Source organism: Brevibacillus laterosporus, assembly GCF_030489605.1.
Taxonomy (GTDB): Bacteria; Bacillota; Bacilli; order Brevibacillales; family Brevibacillaceae; genus Brevibacillus_B; species Brevibacillus_B laterosporus_E.
In genome coordinates this window covers 343,859-365,637 of record NZ_JAUKFY010000002.1, presented here as the reverse complement: position 1 = coordinate 365,637, position 21,779 = coordinate 343,859, and the positions used below count along the sequence as shown (strand labels likewise).

16 protein-coding genes are annotated in these 21,779 nt (G+C 40.8%); 1 reads left to right on the top strand and 15 read right to left on the bottom strand.

Annotation, left to right across the window (positions count from 1 at the left end; genetic code table 11):
• Positions 1-11: 11 nt before the first annotated feature.
• The 12 genes from QZ995_RS03455 to QZ995_RS03400 all read right to left on the bottom strand — a co-directional run bounded on the left by QZ995_RS03455 (position 12) and on the right by QZ995_RS03400 (position 16,444).
• Positions 12-2,672 carry a PKD domain-containing protein gene (locus QZ995_RS03455; RefSeq protein ID WP_301803034.1) on the bottom strand — a complete coding sequence of 887 codons (2,661 nt, stop codon included), beginning with the start codon at positions 2,670-2,672 and terminating at the stop codon, positions 12-14.
• A 16-nt stretch (positions 2,673-2,688) separates the two neighbouring features.
• Complete coding sequence (locus QZ995_RS03450) at positions 2,689-3,075, bottom strand: Low copy number virion structural protein (RefSeq protein WP_301803031.1); 387 nt, start codon at positions 3,073-3,075, stop codon at positions 2,689-2,691.
• Between the two features lie 3 nt (positions 3,076-3,078).
• Complete coding sequence (locus QZ995_RS03445; RefSeq protein WP_301803029.1) at positions 3,079-3,498, bottom strand: hypothetical protein; 420 nt, start codon at positions 3,496-3,498, stop codon at positions 3,079-3,081.
• 116 nt (positions 3,499-3,614) lie between these two features.
• Positions 3,615-7,082, bottom strand: a complete 3,468-nt coding sequence (locus QZ995_RS03440; RefSeq protein WP_301803026.1) for a peptidoglycan DD-metalloendopeptidase family protein — start codon at positions 7,080-7,082, stop codon at positions 3,615-3,617.
• Between the two features lie 10 nt (positions 7,083-7,092).
• Entirely contained in the window at positions 7,093-8,145 is a 1,053-nt protein-coding gene (locus QZ995_RS03435; protein WP_301803023.1) for a hypothetical protein, read from the bottom strand.
• On the bottom strand, positions 8,145-8,762 hold the full coding sequence (locus QZ995_RS03430) for an S-layer homology domain-containing protein (RefSeq protein WP_301803020.1): 618 nt from the start codon (positions 8,760-8,762) through the stop codon (positions 8,145-8,147). Before QZ995_RS03430 ends, QZ995_RS03435 begins: the two co-directional genes overlap by 1 nt.
• 124 nt (positions 8,763-8,886) lie before the next feature.
• The gene (locus QZ995_RS03425; protein WP_301803017.1) at positions 8,887-13,371 is read right to left on the bottom strand and encodes a hypothetical protein; all 4,485 of its coding nucleotides are present in this window, start codon (positions 13,369-13,371) and stop codon (positions 8,887-8,889) included.
• 65 nt (positions 13,372-13,436) lie between these two features.
• Entirely contained in the window at positions 13,437-13,586 is a 150-nt protein-coding gene (locus QZ995_RS03420; RefSeq protein ID WP_301803011.1) for a hypothetical protein, read from the bottom strand.
• Between the two features lie 185 nt (positions 13,587-13,771).
• Positions 13,772-14,272 carry a DNA polymerase III subunit gamma/tau gene (locus QZ995_RS03415; RefSeq protein ID WP_301803215.1) on the bottom strand — a complete coding sequence of 167 codons (501 nt, stop codon included), beginning with the start codon at positions 14,270-14,272 and terminating at the stop codon, positions 13,772-13,774.
• A 149-nt stretch (positions 14,273-14,421) separates the two neighbouring features.
• On the bottom strand, positions 14,422-15,480 hold the full coding sequence (locus QZ995_RS03410; protein ID WP_301803008.1) for a hypothetical protein: 1,059 nt from the start codon (positions 15,478-15,480) through the stop codon (positions 14,422-14,424).
• 263 nt (positions 15,481-15,743) lie between these two features.
• The gene (locus tag QZ995_RS03405; RefSeq protein WP_301803007.1) at positions 15,744-16,004 is read right to left on the bottom strand and encodes a hypothetical protein; all 261 of its coding nucleotides are present in this window, start codon (positions 16,002-16,004) and stop codon (positions 15,744-15,746) included.
• A 200-nt stretch (positions 16,005-16,204) separates the two neighbouring features.
• A complete protein-coding gene (locus tag QZ995_RS03400; RefSeq protein WP_301803005.1) occupies positions 16,205-16,444 on the bottom strand; it encodes a hypothetical protein in 240 nt (79 codons plus the stop codon).
• A 278-nt stretch (positions 16,445-16,722) separates the two neighbouring features.
• On the opposite strand from QZ995_RS03400, the gene QZ995_RS03395 reads away from it, so the two are divergent.
• Positions 16,723-17,730 (top strand): DnaA N-terminal domain-containing protein, encoded by a 1,008-nt coding sequence (locus QZ995_RS03395; protein WP_301803003.1) that lies wholly within the window; start codon positions 16,723-16,725, stop codon positions 17,728-17,730.
• Positions 17,731-18,205: 475 nt separating this feature from the next.
• Here QZ995_RS03395 and QZ995_RS03390 read toward each other — a convergent pair whose 3' ends face one another.
• The 3 genes from QZ995_RS03390 to QZ995_RS03380 form a co-directional block, all read right to left on the bottom strand.
• A complete protein-coding gene (locus QZ995_RS03390) occupies positions 18,206-18,913 on the bottom strand; it encodes a DUF4309 domain-containing protein (RefSeq protein WP_301803000.1) in 708 nt (235 codons plus the stop codon).
• A gap of 187 nt (positions 18,914-19,100) precedes the next feature.
• Positions 19,101-20,297, bottom strand: a complete 1,197-nt coding sequence (locus QZ995_RS03385) for a flagellin (protein WP_301802997.1) — start codon at positions 20,295-20,297, stop codon at positions 19,101-19,103.
• A gap of 891 nt (positions 20,298-21,188) precedes the next feature.
• Positions 21,189-21,779 carry a TetR/AcrR family transcriptional regulator gene (locus QZ995_RS03380; RefSeq protein WP_301802995.1) on the bottom strand — a complete coding sequence of 197 codons (591 nt, stop codon included), beginning with the start codon at positions 21,777-21,779 and terminating at the stop codon, positions 21,189-21,191.

The following is a 21,779-nucleotide window of genomic DNA, read 5'->3' as shown; positions in this document are numbered from 1 at the left end:
CTCCCCTACTCTTATGGACTAGGGCAATGCACCAAGTATTCCCATTGCGTACCCGAGCTGCTTGATGATACGACGACTTTAATCTGGGTTATTCCACCAAATGGGTTATATTGAAACGACAGGCTCCCTTTGTTACTTACTTCGCCATGAGTACTAGCCACTAGAGTATCTTGATAAAAGACATCCATACGATCAGGTACTCCGTACATGTCGTATTCAATAACGACATTTCCTCCGTTGGAACCAAGCTCATGATATTTTTCCGTCCGCTGTCCTCCACCTGATTCTGCCAGCTTGCCACATTTTTGCGTATTTGGAGGTGGGGGTGGCGGAGGAGGTGGTGGGGGTGGTGGCGGCTCTATAACCTCAATCGTTGCCGTCGCTTTCCCTTTTTGCCCCTGTTCATTTACAATTGTTAAGGTTACCGTGTAGGTTCCACTCTGTTTGAATGTAAATTGAGCATGGTCTACTGAATAACTCCCCTTATGGTGGTCTCCTGAACCATTCCACTCAAAATGAAGTATGGGTGAATGCCTACTATAACTTGATGTAAAGTTAACAGACTCCCCAGTCTTAATTCGCGAAAAAGAGGGGGCAATGGTTACCACGAATGGCGGTGGCGGCGGTGGATCGGGAGGTATTGGCGGAAGCGTGATGTTTCCATCTTTTAAAATCCCGAGTCCTGCTGGACGAAAAGGAGTTCCAGGCCGTTTCGTCATGGGGGAAATTCCCTCTACCAAATAGTAGGAATAGATTAGGTATTTATGATTTCCGTCTACATCGCAGTATTGATCGGCTACAGCTAATTCATCACCATTCATTATAGTTAAGGGAGATACAAAAATAACATGTCGCAGCGTTCCATGAGCTCCATCCTCAGGATGAATTAGCATAGCTTTAGATGCATGTGCTTTTTCACTGTATCTGGAAGGATTGAATTGATACTTGTATAGCTCTTGCATATAATTGTTCCAAGCCCGTGGATGTTTTTCTTTTTTCTTAGTTTCACGCAAAGGTGGCATACTATTAGGTGGAACATTCCAAGAAAAATAATAGGACTGATAACGTGCACCGTACTTGGTTCTTTTGACCATGACAGAATCAATTCCGTTACTCGCATGGACTGGATATTCCTTTAAAATAGGCAGCAGGGTATCTTGCCAGTTAGCATCGTCGTAATCATCATAGTCAAATGCGGCAGAAGCCCTTAGTGCATTGTCTGCGCTAGCGCCCTTTTTACTTAAAGCAGACCCCGCGAACAAAGCTGCGGGCTTGCCACCTTTATCTGTATAAATAATAAAATCCAGCCATATGCGGGCTGATACAGGAGGATAAGCATTCACTCCAGCGGTACTCTGAACCTCTATCGTAATCGTGCTCTTATCCTCAATTCCAAACACATCAAACTCTCCCAGGTACTCTGCATCCGCTTTTATATCAACAGGTTTTTGATAGTCGGTTGTATGAAAAACACCTACCTCTACCCCTTCAACAGATACCTTTACAAGCTCACCTTCATCTCCATTTACATCTCCAGATAACCAAACTTTGACCTTTGATCCCTTTGAATTCATGGGATTATTGGATACAATGGTCATCTTTTTCCCAGTGGCTTGGTCCAGCTCAAAGACAAGCTCTCGCTTCAACACTTCCTCCGTCTCGCCTTCCACATCAAAATCCCCCATATAAAGAGGAATAGCCGGTACCGCATTACTGTTCCAAACAGGTGCGGTATCAGAAGTAATGATAAACATCAGGGACTTACCATCCACAAAGCCTTTAACAAACACTTTGCTATCGCTCCACCAATTGGTGTATTTAACTTGTAATCCATGGCTATCTCCAATGCTTTCTAGCTGTGGAATGCGGGTTCTTGTAGTAACAATGGGAGACTGATAAAATTGCGGATATTGCTCTGTAACCTTGAATTGCAAGGCTTGTGACTTGGCCTGTAATCCCCACATCGCGGCCTGAACCTCTACATCCAGTGCGACCCTTTGGAACTCTTTTGGATCTTGCCAGCCTACTATCATATTTCCGCCTAAAATAAATTTATCAAGCTGATAGAAATACAACGTATGCCGTTCATACAGGTCTTCTTCCTCCACTTTTTTAATTGCCCATGAAAAAATGCCTGTATCATGTGGCATAAGCTGGGTACCCCAATCTGCAGATGGATGATAAACAGCGAAGGGCACTCTCTCACCTGTGTTATAAATTTGTTCCTTAACCTTTCCAAGCACCGCCATCCCAAACAAATTTCCGGAGATGTTTCGTACGATATAGTGTTTAGCGACGTAAAACTCAAACTCATCTGAGCCATCTATCTCACTGTAGTAAATGGCAGCTTGTCCCTGTACACCTGGCTCGAATTCAATTCGTAAACCGCCATTTGCCTTATCCATAACGCTATAATAGGTACTAGGCATCAATTCTCCATCCAAATAAATATAAAAATCATCTGGATATGCTAGCTTGGGAATATCGACATAGGGGCGAGCCAAAGGTAAAAAGAAACGAACAATCGTTGGTTTGGTCAGTCGCGGCGCATACACTACTTTGTGAAATTCAGCCTCCTTCCTCCAACCATTTGCTATACATAGATCCGCTAAGCCTTCAAGCAAATGTTTTTCGGTCAGCATAACATCAAGCCAAGGGTGAGCATCAGACATATAATCTCCTCCCTTCCTACCTCAGCATTTGGTAATTCACCCAAATATATTTATTTTTTCCACCCTCATTAAAAAATTCAAAATAGAATGTACCCCCTGCCTTACATGGTATAAGAGCTGTTAAATACATTCCCTCAGGTAAATCCTTTGTATAAATGTTCTTGCAAACCAATTGATTGTTTACGTAAAAATTCCAAAAATCCTTTGCTTCATATTGAGAAGACCCAACAGCAATAGAAAGTAGCTCACTATCCTCAGCAATAGCTAACGCATGATCTGTCTTGCCAAGACCTTTGGAGGTCAGAATGATCCCCTCAATATAAGGAGTTGTTTTCGTTGGCATAAAAGGCGGATCGAGCCTTCCGCCAACTACATAACTAGCAAAATGAGCACCACTCGCCAACACCTACACCGCCCTTACATATTCAAGTTTAAGACTCTTAAACAAACCGTTTTCACGAATAATACTGCCCTGAATCGCTCTAAATGCTTGAATGTCTGTCTCCTTCTCCAGCTCCTCATTTACGATGGAGGATTGCTCTACTTCAATTAAAAAGCCCGTGATTATTAAGCTATCATCACGTTCAAGACTGAGCTTTTCAATTGTCCCATTGTCATATGTATAAATAACGGTAGTAACCAGTGACGGATGCGATGTTAATTCTCGCAATACCTCAACACTTACAACCTCAGGCTCCCTCTGGCTCTGGACAATGGTTAAATCATCCCCACCTGCGTATAGCCCCCCTTTTTTCAGCTCTCTTCTAATCAGGTCTATAATGGGGAAAACTTCATTTGCGTTTGTAAAGTTACGATTGAACATCATAAACACCTCGGCTTCTATTTCAATATAAGAAAAAGCAAGGAACAGTTATCGTTTGATACGTAAACTTTCCTTGCTTTTTTTATGGAGATGTCATTCAAGTACGCTGAGTCTTTATACTATTTAGGCTGTGGCAAAGAGTGCCAGGTTAGTTCCAAAAAGTTCACCATGCCGCTTTCATTGCCAACAAGTCTGTTTCCTTTGATCAGATAGTAGCCTGCTGTGTACGTATTTTGATCATACACGTAACAGCCATCCAGCAATTCAATACATGGATTGCCTTTTACTACTACATTTTTTGTACGTGCTTGACGTTTCATATCAAAGAAAACCTTTTTGGCAATCTCTTCCTTCAGCCCTCTCATGGTAGCTCCATCCTTTTCCTCAATCCAAGCCATATGCATACCTGCTGTTCGAATATTCCCTTTCGTGGCCACCAATAAACTCTTATCAAAAAAATGCTCAACCAAGCCTGCTGAGCCCGAAATCATCAGGTGATTTCGGATTCGCGAATAGTCCGTAGAGGAGGTCATTTCTAGCAAATTGTTACTATCGACAAACTCCCATTTCGCTGAATCTATCATTTGCCATTGGGGGACATCTAGGAAGGAAAGACGTTTTACATGAAAGGTTCCATATCTATCACAATAGGCTCTGTAGGGCATATCTTGTAGCAATGACTGAATAGCATCTGCCGCTCTGGTCCCTGGCTGGAAGGTGACGGACGCAACAAATGGATTTTGCCAGCCTCCCACTGTTTTCACACTTTCCTGAGTCACTGCTTCTAATTCATTTGTCTTTTTATTAAATTTCATAAAGGTGCTCTTCCCTTTATTTACATCAATATAGACTGTATCCTCAATTTCATAATCCGGGTATTTGGTATCTTCATAATGAACCCGCCAATTGCTTAATCCAGCAGTCACTGCGATATCTTCAACAATACTAGATTTTAGCCAGGCATATGCTCCGCCATCACCTGCATACGCTTCTTCTGGCGGATAGGACATCGGTTTATAAAAGACAAATTCTTCCAACACATCGTACCGATCAACACAATGAAAGGTGATCGTTTTAGCCTCGGCGTCCTCTTCAATTTCACCCTTAATCAGTCCTGTAAAAATGCGAACCACATCTTCCCCATAGCCAGCATAAATTCGAATAGGCGTCCCTTCACTAATAACATGGCGCATTTCGCCCTCCTCCCAATAAGAATAGGGAGACGGAAGGCTTTTATAGGTGTCAGGAAAAATCGTATTTCTCTCAAATGTAGGTGAGTATTTCCCCGTTGCGTTATTTAACGTAATAGCAGCAGTTGTAGAGGAGGTATCTAGATGTGAGTTTACCTCCCATGAGATGATGTCATCTTCTAAAACGAACGTATCCTCGTATTGAAAGCTCCCCACCTCATACCACTTTTCTTTGTACGTATTTTCAATGTGAGTAGCAAACTGTTCGATAGCATAATTATTGAACGCATACCTTACATCAGCAAGGTGTATCGCCCCCTTTGTAACGGCGAACAAAATACGGTTTGTCCCATAAGGAACCGCTGTCCCGCGCACTCCCGTATTTTCCCATTTTTCTTGATCATCAGGGAGCTGCTTCTTAACATACACATACACATCCATATCCGTTTCGTTATGACAAACAACAACATACTCTACAAAATCCTTTTTATTGTCCACTTGGTATGCTCCGCCATTGGTACTGATCCCCGCGTCGGTAATCTCGATTTGATAACCTTTTTTTCCATCCGAGATATATACCTTTCCTTGGGAAGCTTTATCAACCTTAACCTTAAATTGAATGGTAAATGGGAAGCTTTTCACCCTGCCCACTCGTTCTAGACCTGCTTCTTTTCCGTTAGACGTAATGGTTTGATATGCACCATTATCCTTAATATCTGCTTGCTGATACATAATCCAATTCTTCGCAGAACTCATTGTATCTTCATAATCCCATACCGTTTTCCTGTTAATTGATTCTACATCGAATTCACGAGCTTTTAGGAAAAGAATGCCAAAACGTCCAGTAGAAGCTTTGGAAGGATTGGATAAAGAAAATTCGATTTTGTGTTTTCCTTTTGGGACAGGAATAGATGGTGGATATGCTATACCATACTTGGCATTTATACCCTTTATCGTAGCTACTGTGACCCCATCAGCCTTGACCTGAACCACATCTTCCAATTCCAGATTGGCCATGTAAGCCCAGCCTAAACTGCCAGCCTTAAACCAGTCATGCTCAAATGTAAACTTTTTAATCTGTCCGGCCGCATTGGTTTTCTTAAATCCTAGAAGATGATAGGATTTATTGTGTGAATCGTAGTCCATGTACTGCTCCGCGCCTACTATCTCTGTATATTTAGCAGGGTCTAATGCCGTCTTTTTTGCAGTAAAATCCTTATGATAGGAAATCTTTTCAGTCGTCCGATTAAATTGATAGGTGGAAACGGCATGATCAATCTGACCATCTGACTTGCGCGCCCTGCCATCTCCCCAGCTTTTCACCCGAACAAGAACTTGTTTTCTGCCAAATGCCCTGCACTTTTGATCATTTTCCATTAAAATATCAATCTTATTACCCTTGATGGCTCCACCAATGTCATCAGCCAAATATTCTCCCCAGCTAACACCATCGACAATTACCTCTACTCTACTTTTTAGAGGTATGATAGAGGGATCGACAGCGATGATTTTATCATTTTTCCAGACACTAACATCCGTTCCCCCTTTTGTGATTCCTGTACACCCCGTACATTTTGCATGATAGGCAGTGGCTTCCATCGAATATTCAATAGCGGTACCTGCTGATTGCTCGGATTTTCGGGTTGGTAAAAGGATACGTGCCGGAGCCTGAATTACCTTTTCTCCCCTTAGAAATGGCTCTGGATTTAGGTCATGACCATTTTGCCTCACCTCAAAATGGAGATGGGAACCGTCACCTCCCCCTCCTTTAATCACAAGTCCCGAATTCCAGCCAATCCCAATCGGTTGCCCTGCATGAACCGTTTCCCCTTTCGTAACCAGCAGGTGGTTTGGTTTCATATGGGCATAACGAGTAGACCAACCGTTCCCGTGATCAATGTACACAGCAGCGCCGTACCCATTTATCCAGCCTGCTTGCTTGACACGGCCTCCCCATACAGCATGGATATGGTCTCCTTTTTCACAGTCCAAATCGATCCCTTTATGTCTTTTTCTAGAACACCTTGGATCAGAGTCATGCCAATCCGTAATCAGCATCCCATTTATATGAGTACTGTCATTCTTCTTACCATTCATCGTTCTACTGGACAAAATCGGCATTGACATCGTTGTATTAATCAATTCAGTCGGGGCGGTAATTGGCGTTCCATCTGTTTCATTCGTCAATGGTGTGACCCCGTCGATGGACAGCATATTTCCCACAACTGAGTCATACACGTACTGTACCGTATCATATTTTTGCCGAAATCCCGGCACGTAAGACAGCTTATCTAGCTCAATAATTACACGCGGCTGTGTTCCATACGCATTTATCCGCCTCATAATCGACTCCAGTAATCTGGAGGAAGGATAGTTTACATCACTTACAAAAGCCATTTTGCGTCACCTACCTAAACCTTTCTATTGCCCATTCAATGAATCGATTGAGAAAAACGATCGCTTCGGCACGCGTGATACATTCCTCGGGTTCAAAGCGTTCATCCTCATACAGTGGAAACGCATAGCATCCGTCCAAAAATCTTTCCTCTAAGATATCGATCACATCCGACTCGTACCACTTGTCAGAAAAGGTATTCTGATCAGCAATGTAACGAGATGGAGATGGATTTGGCTTGTACTCTTTATCTGTAAAACGATTGTAAAAGCTTTTTCTCATACGTTGCAGGAATACCATAAATTCAAATCTTCTTAATTGGACTTTTGGGAAAAATCGATCATTATAACGTACACAGCTTGACTCTACTATGACTGTGTCTGTTGTTGTTTTGAATTTTCCACCCACCTTGTAGTTATACGTCACTTTTGCCGGATAGCCATTATACATGTATGGTAGATAAACTCGTCCTGCGTGCATAACAAATACATCCCGATTAAAGCCAATCGCTTCTTTTATTTTCTGTTCTGGATGATCCCCTGGTTGAATGTCTACTAGCTTGCGCTTCAGCTTCACCCCTAAAACCGTACAAGTTTCGGGCTTTAAGCGCAAGCTAAACGTATATTGGGATTTTTTCATCACATCCGCAGATGGCATGCGGACAGCATTTTCCCCGCAGGTGCTAAAGGGAGTACGTACACAGCCTTCCTGTTTATATTTGGGCTTTCCAAAAGCAATACAGACAACTTCAATCCCACCTGACATCGGATTGGACAGCGTAATTTTCCCATTTTCTACCTTCTCGGGCTGAACCTCCACTCCATGTACGAGCACAAAAATTGGATTATCATCATGTACCTTATAATCAGGAATGAGAAATTCTTGTTGTCCATCCACGGTAACAAAACGCTTGACGATACGCTCATAGCCCTTTTCAAAAGCATCATAATACATCCCATCAATCAAGCTCTGTGTGCCTTCACCATCCAAATGAAGACGAGTAGCCTCCAGTAAGTCCCGATAAAACCAATCGAGCGGATCAATGTCAATCCAACGCCTCACCATTAATACCCCCTTAGAATCCGATCAATATGACGGTAGGTCCTCATCAAAAAGGTGATTCCTTCTGCGCGTGTACATACTTTGTCAGGTCTGAAGTAAGAAAGAGCCGCACCATCATCTTCATAGTTGGCAATTAATCCTCTCTGTTGCATTTCATCAACATATGTTTTTGCCCAATGCTTCTCCATATCAATGAATTGATTTTTATATCTGTATTCATGCTCTTGTTTCCGAATAAGAGAAAGCCCAATCGTCACAATATATTTCGTTTCCATTTCTGCTGTTCTAATGTCTGGTTCCCCGGTTAGAATCCCGACATAAATCGTCCCTTTTTCATCATAGTAACGATGCTTGGCGCCACTAAACTGTAGCCAGTCTGCAAATTCCTTTTTACTGTAAAACAATAAGGTAAGCGTCGTTGTATAATGAGAGGTTCCATGACTGATTAAACCAGCAGAAGACGACAGCGTTTGGTTTACATGTGTTTTCAGATTAGGCGAAGGCGGCTTGTAATCGTTAATAAGCTTTGCTTTTACCTCGGTAAAACGAATGCCGTTATCATAAAAGAGACGTTTTTTATATATGTAATCTTCTGAGTGAAAGCTGTTTTGCTGAGTCATATTACTACCTCCTTGTTAGAGCTATAGACTTTATGGGGGAAAATTCAGGAAAAACATGCTCGTTACTTAGTAAAAAAATACCCTACCTCAATATAAGGTAGGGCTTCATTTTCATAACAAAATATTACGGATAACTTGAACGGTAAGCAGCCGTCCCCATCAGCATTTGATCGCGTATGCTGCCTACTCGACCTGTGAATAAGCCACGGCCAATTCCGTTCCCAATCGCTGTTAATTGTGCTGCCGAGGTATTGTTGGTTACATTTGGCAATGCGATATTTACTACCACATCGCCTGAACCAACTGTAAAGGACTGATGCGTGTTTCCTCGCGTCAAATAATCATAACGGCTCATAGCTGTTATACCATCTGGCAAATTAAAGGTTCCTACAGGCGATTTCACTTCTTCAAGAATGCCGAGCTGAGCCTGTAGCGATTGTTTCGTTAAATCCCGAATTTCTTGCATATACTTCTTTTGTTCTTCCGGACTCTTTCCAACCATATCTTTCTTGTATTGCCCGATTAGCTTATTTATGTCCTGAACCTCTTGTTTAGCGGAAGCAATGCGTAGTGACCGCAGTCCAGGGGAATCATCTGGTGCTCCTCCTCGTCTTAGTTTTTCTGCCAGGTACGCATTTTCTCGACCTCCCGCTTTCTCTTCTAACTCAATCCGCTCAATGCCAATTTTTGATAACGATAGATCCTTATATCGAAGCTGTTCATTCGAAATGCTGTTATGCAAATCCTGAATGGCAAAGGCTAACTCATCCCTTTGATCCCCCTTCGCCTCCATCGCTTTTAATTCAGCAAGTCTCTTCTGTAAGTCGCTAATTTTGGAGCTTGTAATTTTTTGTAATGCACCAATATAAGCCTTAGATTGCCTGTCCATGTTGATTGCAACCATCAATTCCTTGGCTTGAGCAACTTGTTCTGTCTGCTTCAGCCTTTTTTGTATGGAAGAAAACTTTGTTTGAAATTGTCTTTGCTGTTCCAGCTTTTTGTCCATACCTATCTGCTTTTGGCCTTCTTCTTCCGTACTTTTTCGATCATCGATCAATTGCTTATAGCGCTTTTCTTCTTCCTTGTATTCTGCAGAATTTTTATTTTGAATGCTTTGCAGGCGTTTCTTAGATTCTTCAATATACTTGTCAAAAATTGCTAATTCACGCTGTAATACCTCTTCTAGGCGTTTTATCTGTCCCTCCTTCATATCAAGGAAAGCTTTGCTATCGGTAGCCACACCATCCAATTCTGCCTGTAAGCTCTCTGCCTCGTTTTTTTTCTGCGTCTCTGTGAAGCCCTCTTTAAGCCTGATCTTAGCTTCATCTGCGGTAATGTTGGATAAGAGTCCATTTTGATATTTCTCATCGTAGCTTTTCTTAGCTTCTTTTTCGATTAAAGCTTTCTCTTTATTTTCAAGCTGAGTGCGTTCATATTGTTTGATAAAAGCCTGTTTTTTCTTTTCCTGAATTTCTTTTTTCTTGCCACTTGCCTCAGACCAAGCATTCACGGCTTCCTCTTCGGAAATATTATTATCTCTTAGATAATTGGCAAGATCTTCATTATTTTTGAGATTCGCTCCCTGTTTATTGTACATTTCGCGAATTCCATCCATCATTTCCTTAGCATGACCCACTCCAAAATGCGTATCTTCTCCTCCAAAGAAACGACTGACACCATTCATAAAAGTCCCGTACATGAGATAAAGAGTATTCCCAATGTTAGGTAAACTTAAAACTCCATTATCTCCCGCCACTCTTAATGTGTTCGCCACACCTACCATGTCTTTCTCTTCTTTTTCCGCACTCATTAATTGACGCTGATCTTCTGTGGTCGTCAAATTCACGGCTACTGTCTTGGCAGCTTGGGCCAAGGCTAGCATGGCTACAAGCTGTGCCCCCATCTTGAAAATGTTAGCTGTTAACCCACCGATGGCTCCCCCTGCTCCCCTAGCAAGATCCGATGTTTCACTTAGGAAGCTCTTAAACTTGTCTCCTACTTTGTTTCGATTAACTTGCTCATTCATACTGCGCATCGCATGAGATAGCTCTAGATAGGTGGAAGAAGCGTTGCGCGTAACTGCCGAACTTTGCCTTAACGAATTCTGATAACTATCTAAAGCTTGTTGCAGACTCGTAATGCTATTGATCGCTGGAGAACCATTCCTTCGCAATTCCTTCAGATGCTTCTCAAAACCCTCAAATTCAGTTTGACTCATGGCACCCATGCGTGAAGCAACATTTTTAAATTCTGTATTGGAAGCCATTTTTTGCACAAAGGAAGTCCGATCCGTTGTACTTGCTAGCAGAGTATTCAAAAATGCAGGCTGAACGAGATGATTGGAATCAGGATTCGTTTTCAACCGATTAGCATAAGTCCGATTCCGATTAAATCTTTCTTGATAGGAAACCTTCCCTTTTTCCTTCCAGCTTTTTGATTCCTCCATCATTGCAAAAAAAGTAGGAAAATCATTTACCTTATGTCCAGAGCTGGCTACATATTTTTTAAAATGCTCGTGCTGAGCTTTACTCATGGAATTAAACTCTTGCATTCGTTTTAAAAAGATTTCATTTCCCTGAAAATCCGCTGCCTGCTGGCGTAATTTCTTATGATTTCCTTTTAAATCATTCCCAATCATGCTCGTTACTGCAGGGTCTGACACCATCCCTTTCATACGGTCGACATAAGCAGTGCGCTCTCTTTGCTTTTCCCAGTGTTCAGGAATTCCTGATTTTTGCCAGCCCCACTTGATGCCTTTCATTAGGGTAAGACCAAGCAATGCGTTAGACAGTACATCTGCTAAACCAGCAAAAAGCTGAATATTCCTTGAAACTCCATCTGCCATATTCATCAGCATATAAGATACCTTATTAATGGATGGAGTCAGTTCAGTGACTAATGCGTCCAAGGCTACTTCTAAGCTTGTATTAACTCGATTCATATTCACTGAAGGATTTTGCAAGGACTGTTGAAGCATTTCCTCAAATTTAGACTGATCAAAGCCTTTCATCTTCGTAATAAGCTCTGCATGTGTTTTAGCTAATAAGGCTTCCTGACTGGCGCCCCCTTTCCCTCCTTCTTTGGTACCAAAGAAGGAATCGATCAGCTTATCTCGTTCAGCACTGTTACGTAAGGAAGAAAGCATATCCGCAAAATCCTTATACATGGACTCTGCACTTCTGTTTTTCATCCCACCAGTTGCTGGGTCCATCTCTTCTGTTTTGAGACCAAGCTCTTTCGCTTTATCTCTTCCTTTGTCAGTTTCAAAGCGTTTCAGGATTTTTTCATAGATTCCGAGATTTGTATTTGTTTGAATGGAGGCGGCAGAAAGCCCTACGAGCATATCCGCGTCTGTTTTTGATTGAAAAGTATTGCCAGATTTATTAATCATTTGCAAAATTTGTTCACTGTTTGCCGTTCCCATTTGAGTGACAGCAGCAATAGAACGAATAATCTTATCATCCATTTCTTGCATGGATAGGCTCAGCTTATCTTTCGTAGCCAGCAAACCGTTAGCTACCGCTTTCATATCAGTAGATGGGTCAATTATTTTGATCTGTGCTACCTGTTGTACTAGCTTTTTGATCTCCGCTGGTTCCGCAAGTGTTTTACCACCTATAGAGGCTACTTCAAAAAGCTGCTTAAAGGAAAGACCATAAAAAGAAGTTTGTTGACGAACAAAGCCTTTAATCCCTTCAATTGCACTCGCTACTTTTCCCTGATCAACCGAGCTTTGAGCGTTATTAGGATCAACTCGATAATCTTTTAACAGCGAGAGACTGCGGTATAGCTTGATCTCTTCCTGCTGAATATTATTAAAAATATCAATAGCTTGGTAGAGAAGTGAGGAAGGGTCTTTAGCTCCGCTTACCGCTAAGTTATTGCGAATAGAGGCAATAGCAGCGTTTTGAGCATTGATAGCTGTCACTACACTAGCAGCAGGAGCCGCCTCGGTTGAAGCTGGAGAAGCACTGGCCTTCTTTCCTGATGCTGTTATACCCGTGTCTGCAGTACCATGATCTAATGAACGTAACATGACAGGAGAAGCGAGAAACGGCGGCAAGGTGCGGTTATGTCTCTGTATGCGCCCCGCACTTTGCCCAAATTCTTGCAATATATGGTCCACTTGGAGATCGAATTGTTCCTTAATCTTTTGAATTAGCTTTTCGTTGATCAAATTGATTTGACTTATGAGGTGTTTTTTTAGCCTAGGACTCGATTTAATATCTAATGTTTCAATGCTGTCTGCTAACTTCTGCATTTCAAGCTGAATACCTCGTTTTACTTTTCCTCGCACCTCATCAGAGACTCTTTGCATCTGGGATTGTAATTCTGGCATTCGCTGAGTGAGTGTTCCAGCCCTCTGTCCCATATTCTTGCTTGCAGGCATGGAGCTATCCCCCTGATTCATTTGTTGGTGCAGCTTTCTTCCCATGTCTCTATTTACTTCTCGATGAAAAGAACGTAGGGAATTGTGTGCCGTATTGATCCGAGCAGCCAAATTGCCAAATCGAGAGTCTAGTCGCTCCAGCTCCTTGCTGTATTGAATGGACCTTTGAATGGAAGTGCGCAGCTCAGTGGCAAAGCTTGCTCTCATTTCATTATTCATCGTCTCACCTGCCTTATAAAATAAAACTCCTGCCCCTCCATTCAGGAGCAGAGCAGGAGTATGTATTAACCCAAAACGTTGGCAAGCCATTCCATATCTGATTCATCTGCTACTTTATAGCCATCCAGGTAAGTTCCATCTAGTCTAGTCTTGGTCTCTCCATGTGATTGCTCCTTGGAAGATAGTCTTCCGCCAAACAGGCTTCCAAAGGACATGGTTGAAACCTTCACAGTGAATTCGATATGTTCATTGCATTGCTCTAAATAAAAACCCAACTGAGGCAATGTCAGTTGCCAAACCTGATATTTATCCAGATGACAATAATGAGCTAGTTTAAAGAAAATATCAGCCCAATTGATGGGAGCTCGTGCCTTATACTCCTCATCTTCCTCCTCAGTGGTTACATTGACTTTTTTAATCCATTTAATCCGATCATTGCATCAATAATTTTCTTGGCAGTTTCTAGGTCTACATAATCAGCTAAGTAATCTGTATCCACGTGCTTATAGTAGGGTTTAAACGCCATTAGAAGCACACTTAATAATTCCTCATAACGATCATCGTCTAACTCTGACTCTGGAATTAAGTTGGCAATAATAATTCCTGAATCAATCGTATTTAACAATTTCATCAATTTTCGGGCATCCCTGATACCTAGAGGAGGAATTGAGTACGTTTTGCCATCACGCAGCCGAACCTTTTCATCCTCTTCAAAAAATACTTTTTCACGAATGGACGCCTCTTCTTGGCTCAATACCTTAGCTGGTGTTTCCTCCGTAGCTGAAACCGCTTGTTGATTTTCAACCTGACTGGCTAGCTCTTGTTGAATAGCCTCCTCTTGCTTCGATGTATCTTCCTGATGCTTCGGAATTGCGAAATTTCGATTACTCAAACGTGGCACCCCCACATGTGTTTTCCCCCATTTACAGTTAGACATAGGTAAGCTAAATGGCGGGGGTAACCAGATAGCTACCTATGCTGTCATTCTAAGTACTTCATAGTAATTTCGAACATGATTATGGAAAGAACCCCTTCTAGAGGGGTCCCTACCTAGCAAAGATTTTTGGCATTTGCACTTTGCGCTTCATATCGTTTGATTGTTCCAAGCTTTCCATCTACACGATCAGGATCAATAACGGTTAAGGTTACGCTATGTGTAGAAGCCTGTTGACGTTGTGCATCCACCGTAAAGTTTGATTTTACTCGGCACAAGTACAGTTCCGTTTGATAGCCTTGGATAGAGCCGTCTTTTTGTTCAAATTGACCATCATGAATGACATGGACTGTAAGAGGCATATCCTTTGTACTAATATCCAACACGTCTACAACTTCATTACGTTTGTAGTTTACGTAAATATCCACGTCTTTTAAGGAAGAATGAAAAGATAGCGTTCCGCCATTTACTGTGTACTCATTTTCTTTTGGAGTAGCGTTTGTCGTTTTCTTTAAAAGCTTGTTGCCTTTTAGGGTACGAACAGAAATTTGAGGATCTTTATGCAGGGCAGCTCCGAAAACAAGATCGACTTCGAATTTGCCGCCTGTTTCTTTTACGGTATTCTTCTCTTCTAATACCCAAACAAAGCCATCCTCATCGTACGATACTCCACTAAGAGCAACTGGATACAAGATAACCACGGTTTTACCTGCAAGAGCATCATCAAACGTAACGGTTTTACCTGCAAGCGTTACTTTAGAGGTTACGTCTGTTCCGTTAATCGTGCTCTCATACGCTTTATGAGCAGGAGTTGATACGGATCCTTCAGAAAGCGTACCCTGATAAGGAGCAGAAGAAGGAACCTGTACCGCTTCCGTCACCATTTTATAGGTGGCACCACTAACACCTTCTCGTAATTTTGAGCCAAGGGCCAGGCGGACAAGGTTCAAGTCAAATTTTGCATCTTCTGCCGTGATATCAATCGTCTTTTTTCGTAAAAGGGTATCCAGAGCAACGCTAGAGTCTCCGCCTTCAATATCCTGCATGTCAAGCTGAATATCTAAGCGCATGTTGTTCAACGTACCAATTGTGATTAATTCATCACAATTAGGCAGTTTTGCCATAAATTTACCTGCACCCTTAATTAGCATTTTTTTATTCTTCGTTGTACCCATGTATAAAACCCTCCTCTAGTCATCTCAAAACAATGGTTATAGTAATTCGTGCTTCCTGTATAGATTCGAAACACAAGATACTACTGGCACCCATCATCTTTTTCATGGTTCGTATCACAATATAAGTAAAAGCAGTATAGGCTTTAACTAACCTGCGTATTGAAAAGAGCTTTTTTCTGTTTCTCTTTTCTACCATCTAAAATAAAATGACAGTGTTGCTCATTTAAGCTCCTATCCAAGACAATATGTTCCAAGAAGCATTTTTACAGAAGCCCTCTTCTCTTCATGCAAGGCCGACAGCCTTCAATCACCGTTTTAGGAATATACAGTTGTTTATTAGATGACTCGACTTCATGTGGAAATACAAGATTTCCATGAGCATTCATTACTTTTCCTGTTTTCTCTCCCAGACAATGCAAGCAGGTCTGCGGCTCTCCTGTAAATCCTTGCGCAAAATAATTTTGTTTTGCCTTTTCCGTTACATAGCGGAAACCACATTGTACACATCTCTCTAATTTTTGCATTGTATCCATCCAATCTACTAGCAATCAACCAATTCTTCTATCTTTCATTTATAGCTCTGCTTTCAATTGTCCACTCATCTGAAGTATTCCTATTTCTATTTCTTGTGGCTCTTGAAAATAAAAATGAAACGTTTCGCAACCTTTCCTTAGGATAGAACCACTACTATAAAAGCAAGGTGCAACATTTACAATCGAAAAGGCTACATAGCAAACTCTTGAATCACTCTATAAAGCTCTTCTTTACTTTTTACATATACTGGCGGTTCATGCTCGATAAAACTAACAAACTCTATTGTATATTCTGCTGTTTGTTGACTGTTTACGTATAGATCCGTCATCACTATACCTTTTTTGAATCGGAAAGCCAGTCCCATGAAATAGGTATCACCACCGAAGCTGGACGTAATTTGTTTACAAAGGTTGTCTAACAATAGGATCATCTCCCTATTCGCAAAGATGTTTTCCATTTCAATATAAGTGAGCGGCAAGCATGGTTAACAATGTGTGTTCACATACATAAGCTGTCCACTCCATTGCTATATTTACAACAGACAGTTGCTCATGAAATACAAAACCCTCTCTTGTTACATTGAAAGAGAGGGGCCTTCTTTATCTATAAGAGATATCATTAGAAGCTATACATTTTGATGGAACACAAACTCAGTCAGTTTCCCGTCCATAAGACTGCTACTTCTTTTCTATAGAAAGGATTTCTTCTATGAAAAAAAAGAAACACCTCGATCTAAAGCAATTAACCTATTATCGAATTGAAAAAACAGGCATTAAAAAGCCTGTATCACGGATAAGAGTCGTTAAAGGAAAGCCTGTTGAACAAACCTATGATCAGGAGGTTTTACAACGGGTCTATTACACCTATCAAGATTTTCAGACTCTTCGACTAGAAAAATTGGGGGTAAATCTACCAATAGATAACAAGGGATTTACCACGATTAGTAATTATTTTTTGGACTTCTGGGGTGCTGTTATGGGAGCAACAGCCACTTCTCTTTTTATTCACCTGACTAGATATTGCTATGGAGACAAGGACTTCTGCTTTCCTGATTTACCTACGATCGCCGTTAAAATGAGGATAACAACCACTACTTTAAATAAATATATGGATATTCTTGAACAGCATGGCTTTATCTTTCGATTTTGGTTGCAAAATCCCGAGGAGAATAATAATGATTGTGGAATTATCTATAAGGTAAGACGTACGATTCCTATTTTAAGCCGAGAGCTAGTTGAAAATCTGTCCAAGCCCTTTCAATCCATGCATGATCGATACATTGAACAGGTCATGGAGGTTACGCATATTGAGCTTGCAGAAAGTTACGATTACACCAATGATTTCGAGAAATTACGCGAGAAAGGTAAGCTGGGTAGGATCCCGATTGACCTTTCACCTGCTGAACGTATCTTATATGCTAAAAGAAGAATTACAGCTATTATGGATCAAAGGAGCATAGCAGATGAACAACTGTGGATTAGCGTGCTGGCTTATATCCGGCAACGGCTGACTCTTAATTCATTTAAAACCTGGTATGTCGACACTTTTTGTATTTCAAAAGAAAAAGAACTTATGATCTACGCAAAAAACGCATTTCATCGGGATTGGTTATCCAGTCGTTATCGGGAATTAATTATGGAGGCTCTCCACGATGCATCCCATTTTTTTGAATTTGAACAAATAACTTTTATGGCCTGTCTAGATGAAAACGAATAAAGCTTCTCTGAACCTTTGTTTCTTTCCATAAACAATATTTTATGGGTAGCCCATTAAAATCCTATGGGCAACATCCGAGTTCTATAACAAAAGGCTGATACAATTTTTATGGGTAGGTTATCCACAGATTTTTGGCCCATAAAAAAATGATCTGGTCAGGGCAGATAAAAAAGAGATCGGCATCTGCCCATAAAAAATCTATGAACATAAAAAAAACTAAGTCTTTATCTTTTCCTTATTACTTAATCTAAAAGAGGAATGTTGTTTTTGAAGTAAACTTTTTAGGAAGCTTGAACAAAAGAACCTATGACATATTGTATTCATATGTGTGGGCTAGAGGAAATTGTATTTTTTAATTCACATCTATAAAGAGTTGCTACTGTAGCGAATCCATATTTTTAAAGCTACATTTTTCATAACTCAAAATAACAAGCTGGGTTATTCTACTATACCACCCAGCTTTTAGCCCAAATTTTTACTTTTCAAAAACAAGAGGAGTTCTAACCGAAATAGAACTTACTTTTCGGTCTGAAGAATCGGTATCTACCCGGATAAAAATCTGATATTTTCCTACATTATAATACATCTCATAGCCATCATAGGCTTCATTATCATAAGCATTCGTTGGTTCGCCTAAACCTTGTCGAATATCATGTTCTGTAAGCTGAACATTGTAATAGGTTGGTTCGACCGTTATTCGGTTAAGCTTAGTAGTTGGCTTTACTTGATTTAATTCTTCTCCGCAGGAATCATGGTCAAAAAAGAAATTGGCAGTGGTCTTAGGATGGTCATAACTATACGTCCAGCATTCAACATTCGTAATTTTAGGCTTGCCATAGACTTTTTCTATCTCATTGTAAGCGGTTCCTATTGAAGTCGTGATACCTTTCAGCTTACCTTTTTCCGCTTGCTCTTTTATATCGAGGAGCAGTTTGCTCTTGGTCAAATCGAGGGGTTCTGTAGATTTATCAGCAGATTTGTCTGTAGCTGCTTTACTTTTTGCCCCTGAATCAGTTGAGTTTCCTACTTCTGTTTTGCTTATGCTTTCCCTTTCTGCCGCCACTTCTTGTTTCGCTTCTGATATTTGGATGTTGATTTCCTTGTCGGCTTGTTTCGATGTAGAACAGCCTACTAATAATAGTGATACAGATGTGAATATTGCCAATATATGCACTACTCTCATTATGTGCCTCCTTCTTATAAGAGAAATCTTTCTATTGTCGATGACATAAAATAATGACAGCGCTCTTATAATAATAAGATGCTGGTTATTTTACTTCAATAAAACTTTGATGATAATTTATATGGAGGACTCAAATAAAAAAGACCCAGCGCGAGGCTAGGTCTTTTTTGGCTGTATAAACGATCAATTAACGAAGTAATTGAAGTACGCCTTGAGGCTGTTGGTTAGCTTGGGCAAGCATTGCTTGAGCTGCTTGAGTCAAGATGTTGTTTTTCGTGAAGTCCATCATTTCTTTCGCCATATCAACGTCGCGGATGCGGGATTCAGCAGCAGTTAGGTTCTCTGCAGTTGCTCCCAAGTTGTTGATTGTGTGCTCTAGACGGTTTTGGTTTGCACCTAGTTTAGAGCGCTCTTCGGATACTTTGTTTAATGCGTTGTTGATGGTTGTGATTGCTTTGTCTGCTGCTTTTTGAGTGGAGATATCAACACCAATTGTGTCGTCAGCAGTAGCTTTTTTCAAAGCATTAGCAGCAGAAGCTGTTGGCAGAGCAGTAAGCTTTGCGGAAAGATCTAAATCTTTACCCGTTGCATCCTTTTTAGCTGATGCAAATACCACTCCAGATTCCTTCAATGCGTTCAACACATCTTGCTTAGTAGCAGTAATTGCCCCTGGATTTGTTTTATCACCAGCAGCTTGTGCTAATGTAATAACAATTTTTTTGTTGGCTTCATCGTATGTAGCCGTTGTTTTTTCAACAGCTTTTGCGTCTTTATCGCCCAAAGCTTTATATTCAACAGTAAGATCATTATCTGTAACTTTGCTGTTAACAATAATGTCCGTACCAGCCAATTCTAAATCTGCACCTTTGTTACCATTTACACCAAGATCTTTATTGCTCATGTTGTTGATGCTCAATTTGATGTTTTGTCCTTGGTTAGCACCGATATGGAACGTTTTGTCTTCAAAAGATCCATCCAATACTTTTTGATTGTTGAACTCTGTGTCTGTAGAAATACGTTTGATTTCTTTAGACAATTCATCAACCTCTGCTTGGAGCTTTTGACGGTCTACGCCTTCGTTTGTGTCAGAAGATGCTTGAACGGCTAGTTCACGCATACGTTGCAGGATGCTGTGTGTTTCAGTCAAGGCACCCTCTGCTGTTTGGATCAGGGAAATACCGTCTTGCGCGTTTTTAGAAGCCATTTCTAGACCGCGGATTTGGCCACGCATTTTTTCAGAGATCGCTAGACCTGCTGCGTCATCACCTGCACGGTTGATGCGAAGACCAGAGGACAATTTCTCCAGGTTTTTACCTGATGCGCCAGTGTTTACACCTAGTTGGCGGTGTGTGTTTAGTGCTGATACGTTGTGATTGATTCTCATGATAATACCTCCGTGTTTTAGTTGTGTAGTCTTGAGCCGTCCTATGCCCAAGCTAATATATAATAATCACTCTTCTTGAGATAGCATATTTTTCAGAGGATCGATGCATGCTTCTACCTTCTTATGGCACTTCTCCCCCATACATACTACTTCAAAATAGAATGTTATTACCAGTGAAAGGGTCCACTCCTTTTACCTGTTCATAGCCAATCAAACTACTCTTTCCCCAGATTGTAGTTCAAAATAAGCTTGACTATTATTACTATCGGAATTAGAAGTAAAATCTTTAACAGTTTCTAAAAATTTTTCTTTTAAAACTGCACATTATAAAACTCTAATGATTTACTCCTTAAAAAATGTTATTTAGTTGTTCATCATACATGATGTTTTTAACAACCGTTCACAACTATTTCATGCCTATTTTTATATTGTAATCCACTTCTCCCCTCAGGAATCATGAACTGATGTAATAGGTTCTCTTCTTCTAACCTATTTCGGCTGAATCGCTTAAAATCAAATCTCCAGACGTTGAAGATAGTACATGATGTTGACATCTGCTGAAGAAAACAATGTATCCTCTGCTTTCGTCTGCTTAAAGTACTATAAAAAAGTTCTAGTCTCTACCTAATTACTGGTGATGACTGGAATTTTTTTATAAAAACAAATATTTAAATCACTATTCAAAATATAGATTTGAAAATCTAGACTTATCAAGATATTGATTAGTAAAATAGGATTCAACTGCTTCTAAGAAGCAATCACCTGAAGGATTTGCTAATGAGAGAGTCAAACGAGATTTTAGATCAAGGAGCCTTATTAGATTTTCTTATGTTCAAGTCATACGTAAGTAGAGAATCGGCAATCTGGTGTAAATAAAATTGCGTGCGAATGTTATTTGGTTGATCGGATTCCTTCAAATGCGTTCGTCACCAAATGATGCACATAGGAATCATCCAACTTTTCGCCGGTTACGAGCAAACGATAGAAAATCGGCCCGTAAATAAGATCGAGGCTTAATTCAATATCGAGATTTTCTTTCAATTCTCCTCTCTGAATTCCCTTCTCCAGAAGGTGTTTAGCTTGGAGTCGACGGGGCTGGAAATATCGGGTACGATATTCCTTCGCCAAATTTGAATCAAACTGCCCTTCTCCTATCAACTCTGTAATAATGGTCCCCTCCCGACTTGTCAAGAACCTGGCTAAACTCGTGGCGTGAATTAGAATATCACCGAATGCCGAGCCCGTATCAGGCACAGGCAATCTGGCTGCGGCAGCAGAAAGAAAACCATCCATTACCACGGCAGCCTTGTTAGGCCACCATTTATAAATCGTAGCTTTGCTAACTTTTGCACGATCTGCAATTTTATCGACTGTCACTGCTTTAAAGCCACTTTCCAACAATAACTCATAGGATGCGGAAAGGATAGACTTATGCGTTTCGACATTACGCGGTCTCCCTCTTTTGCCCTGCACAGTAATCAT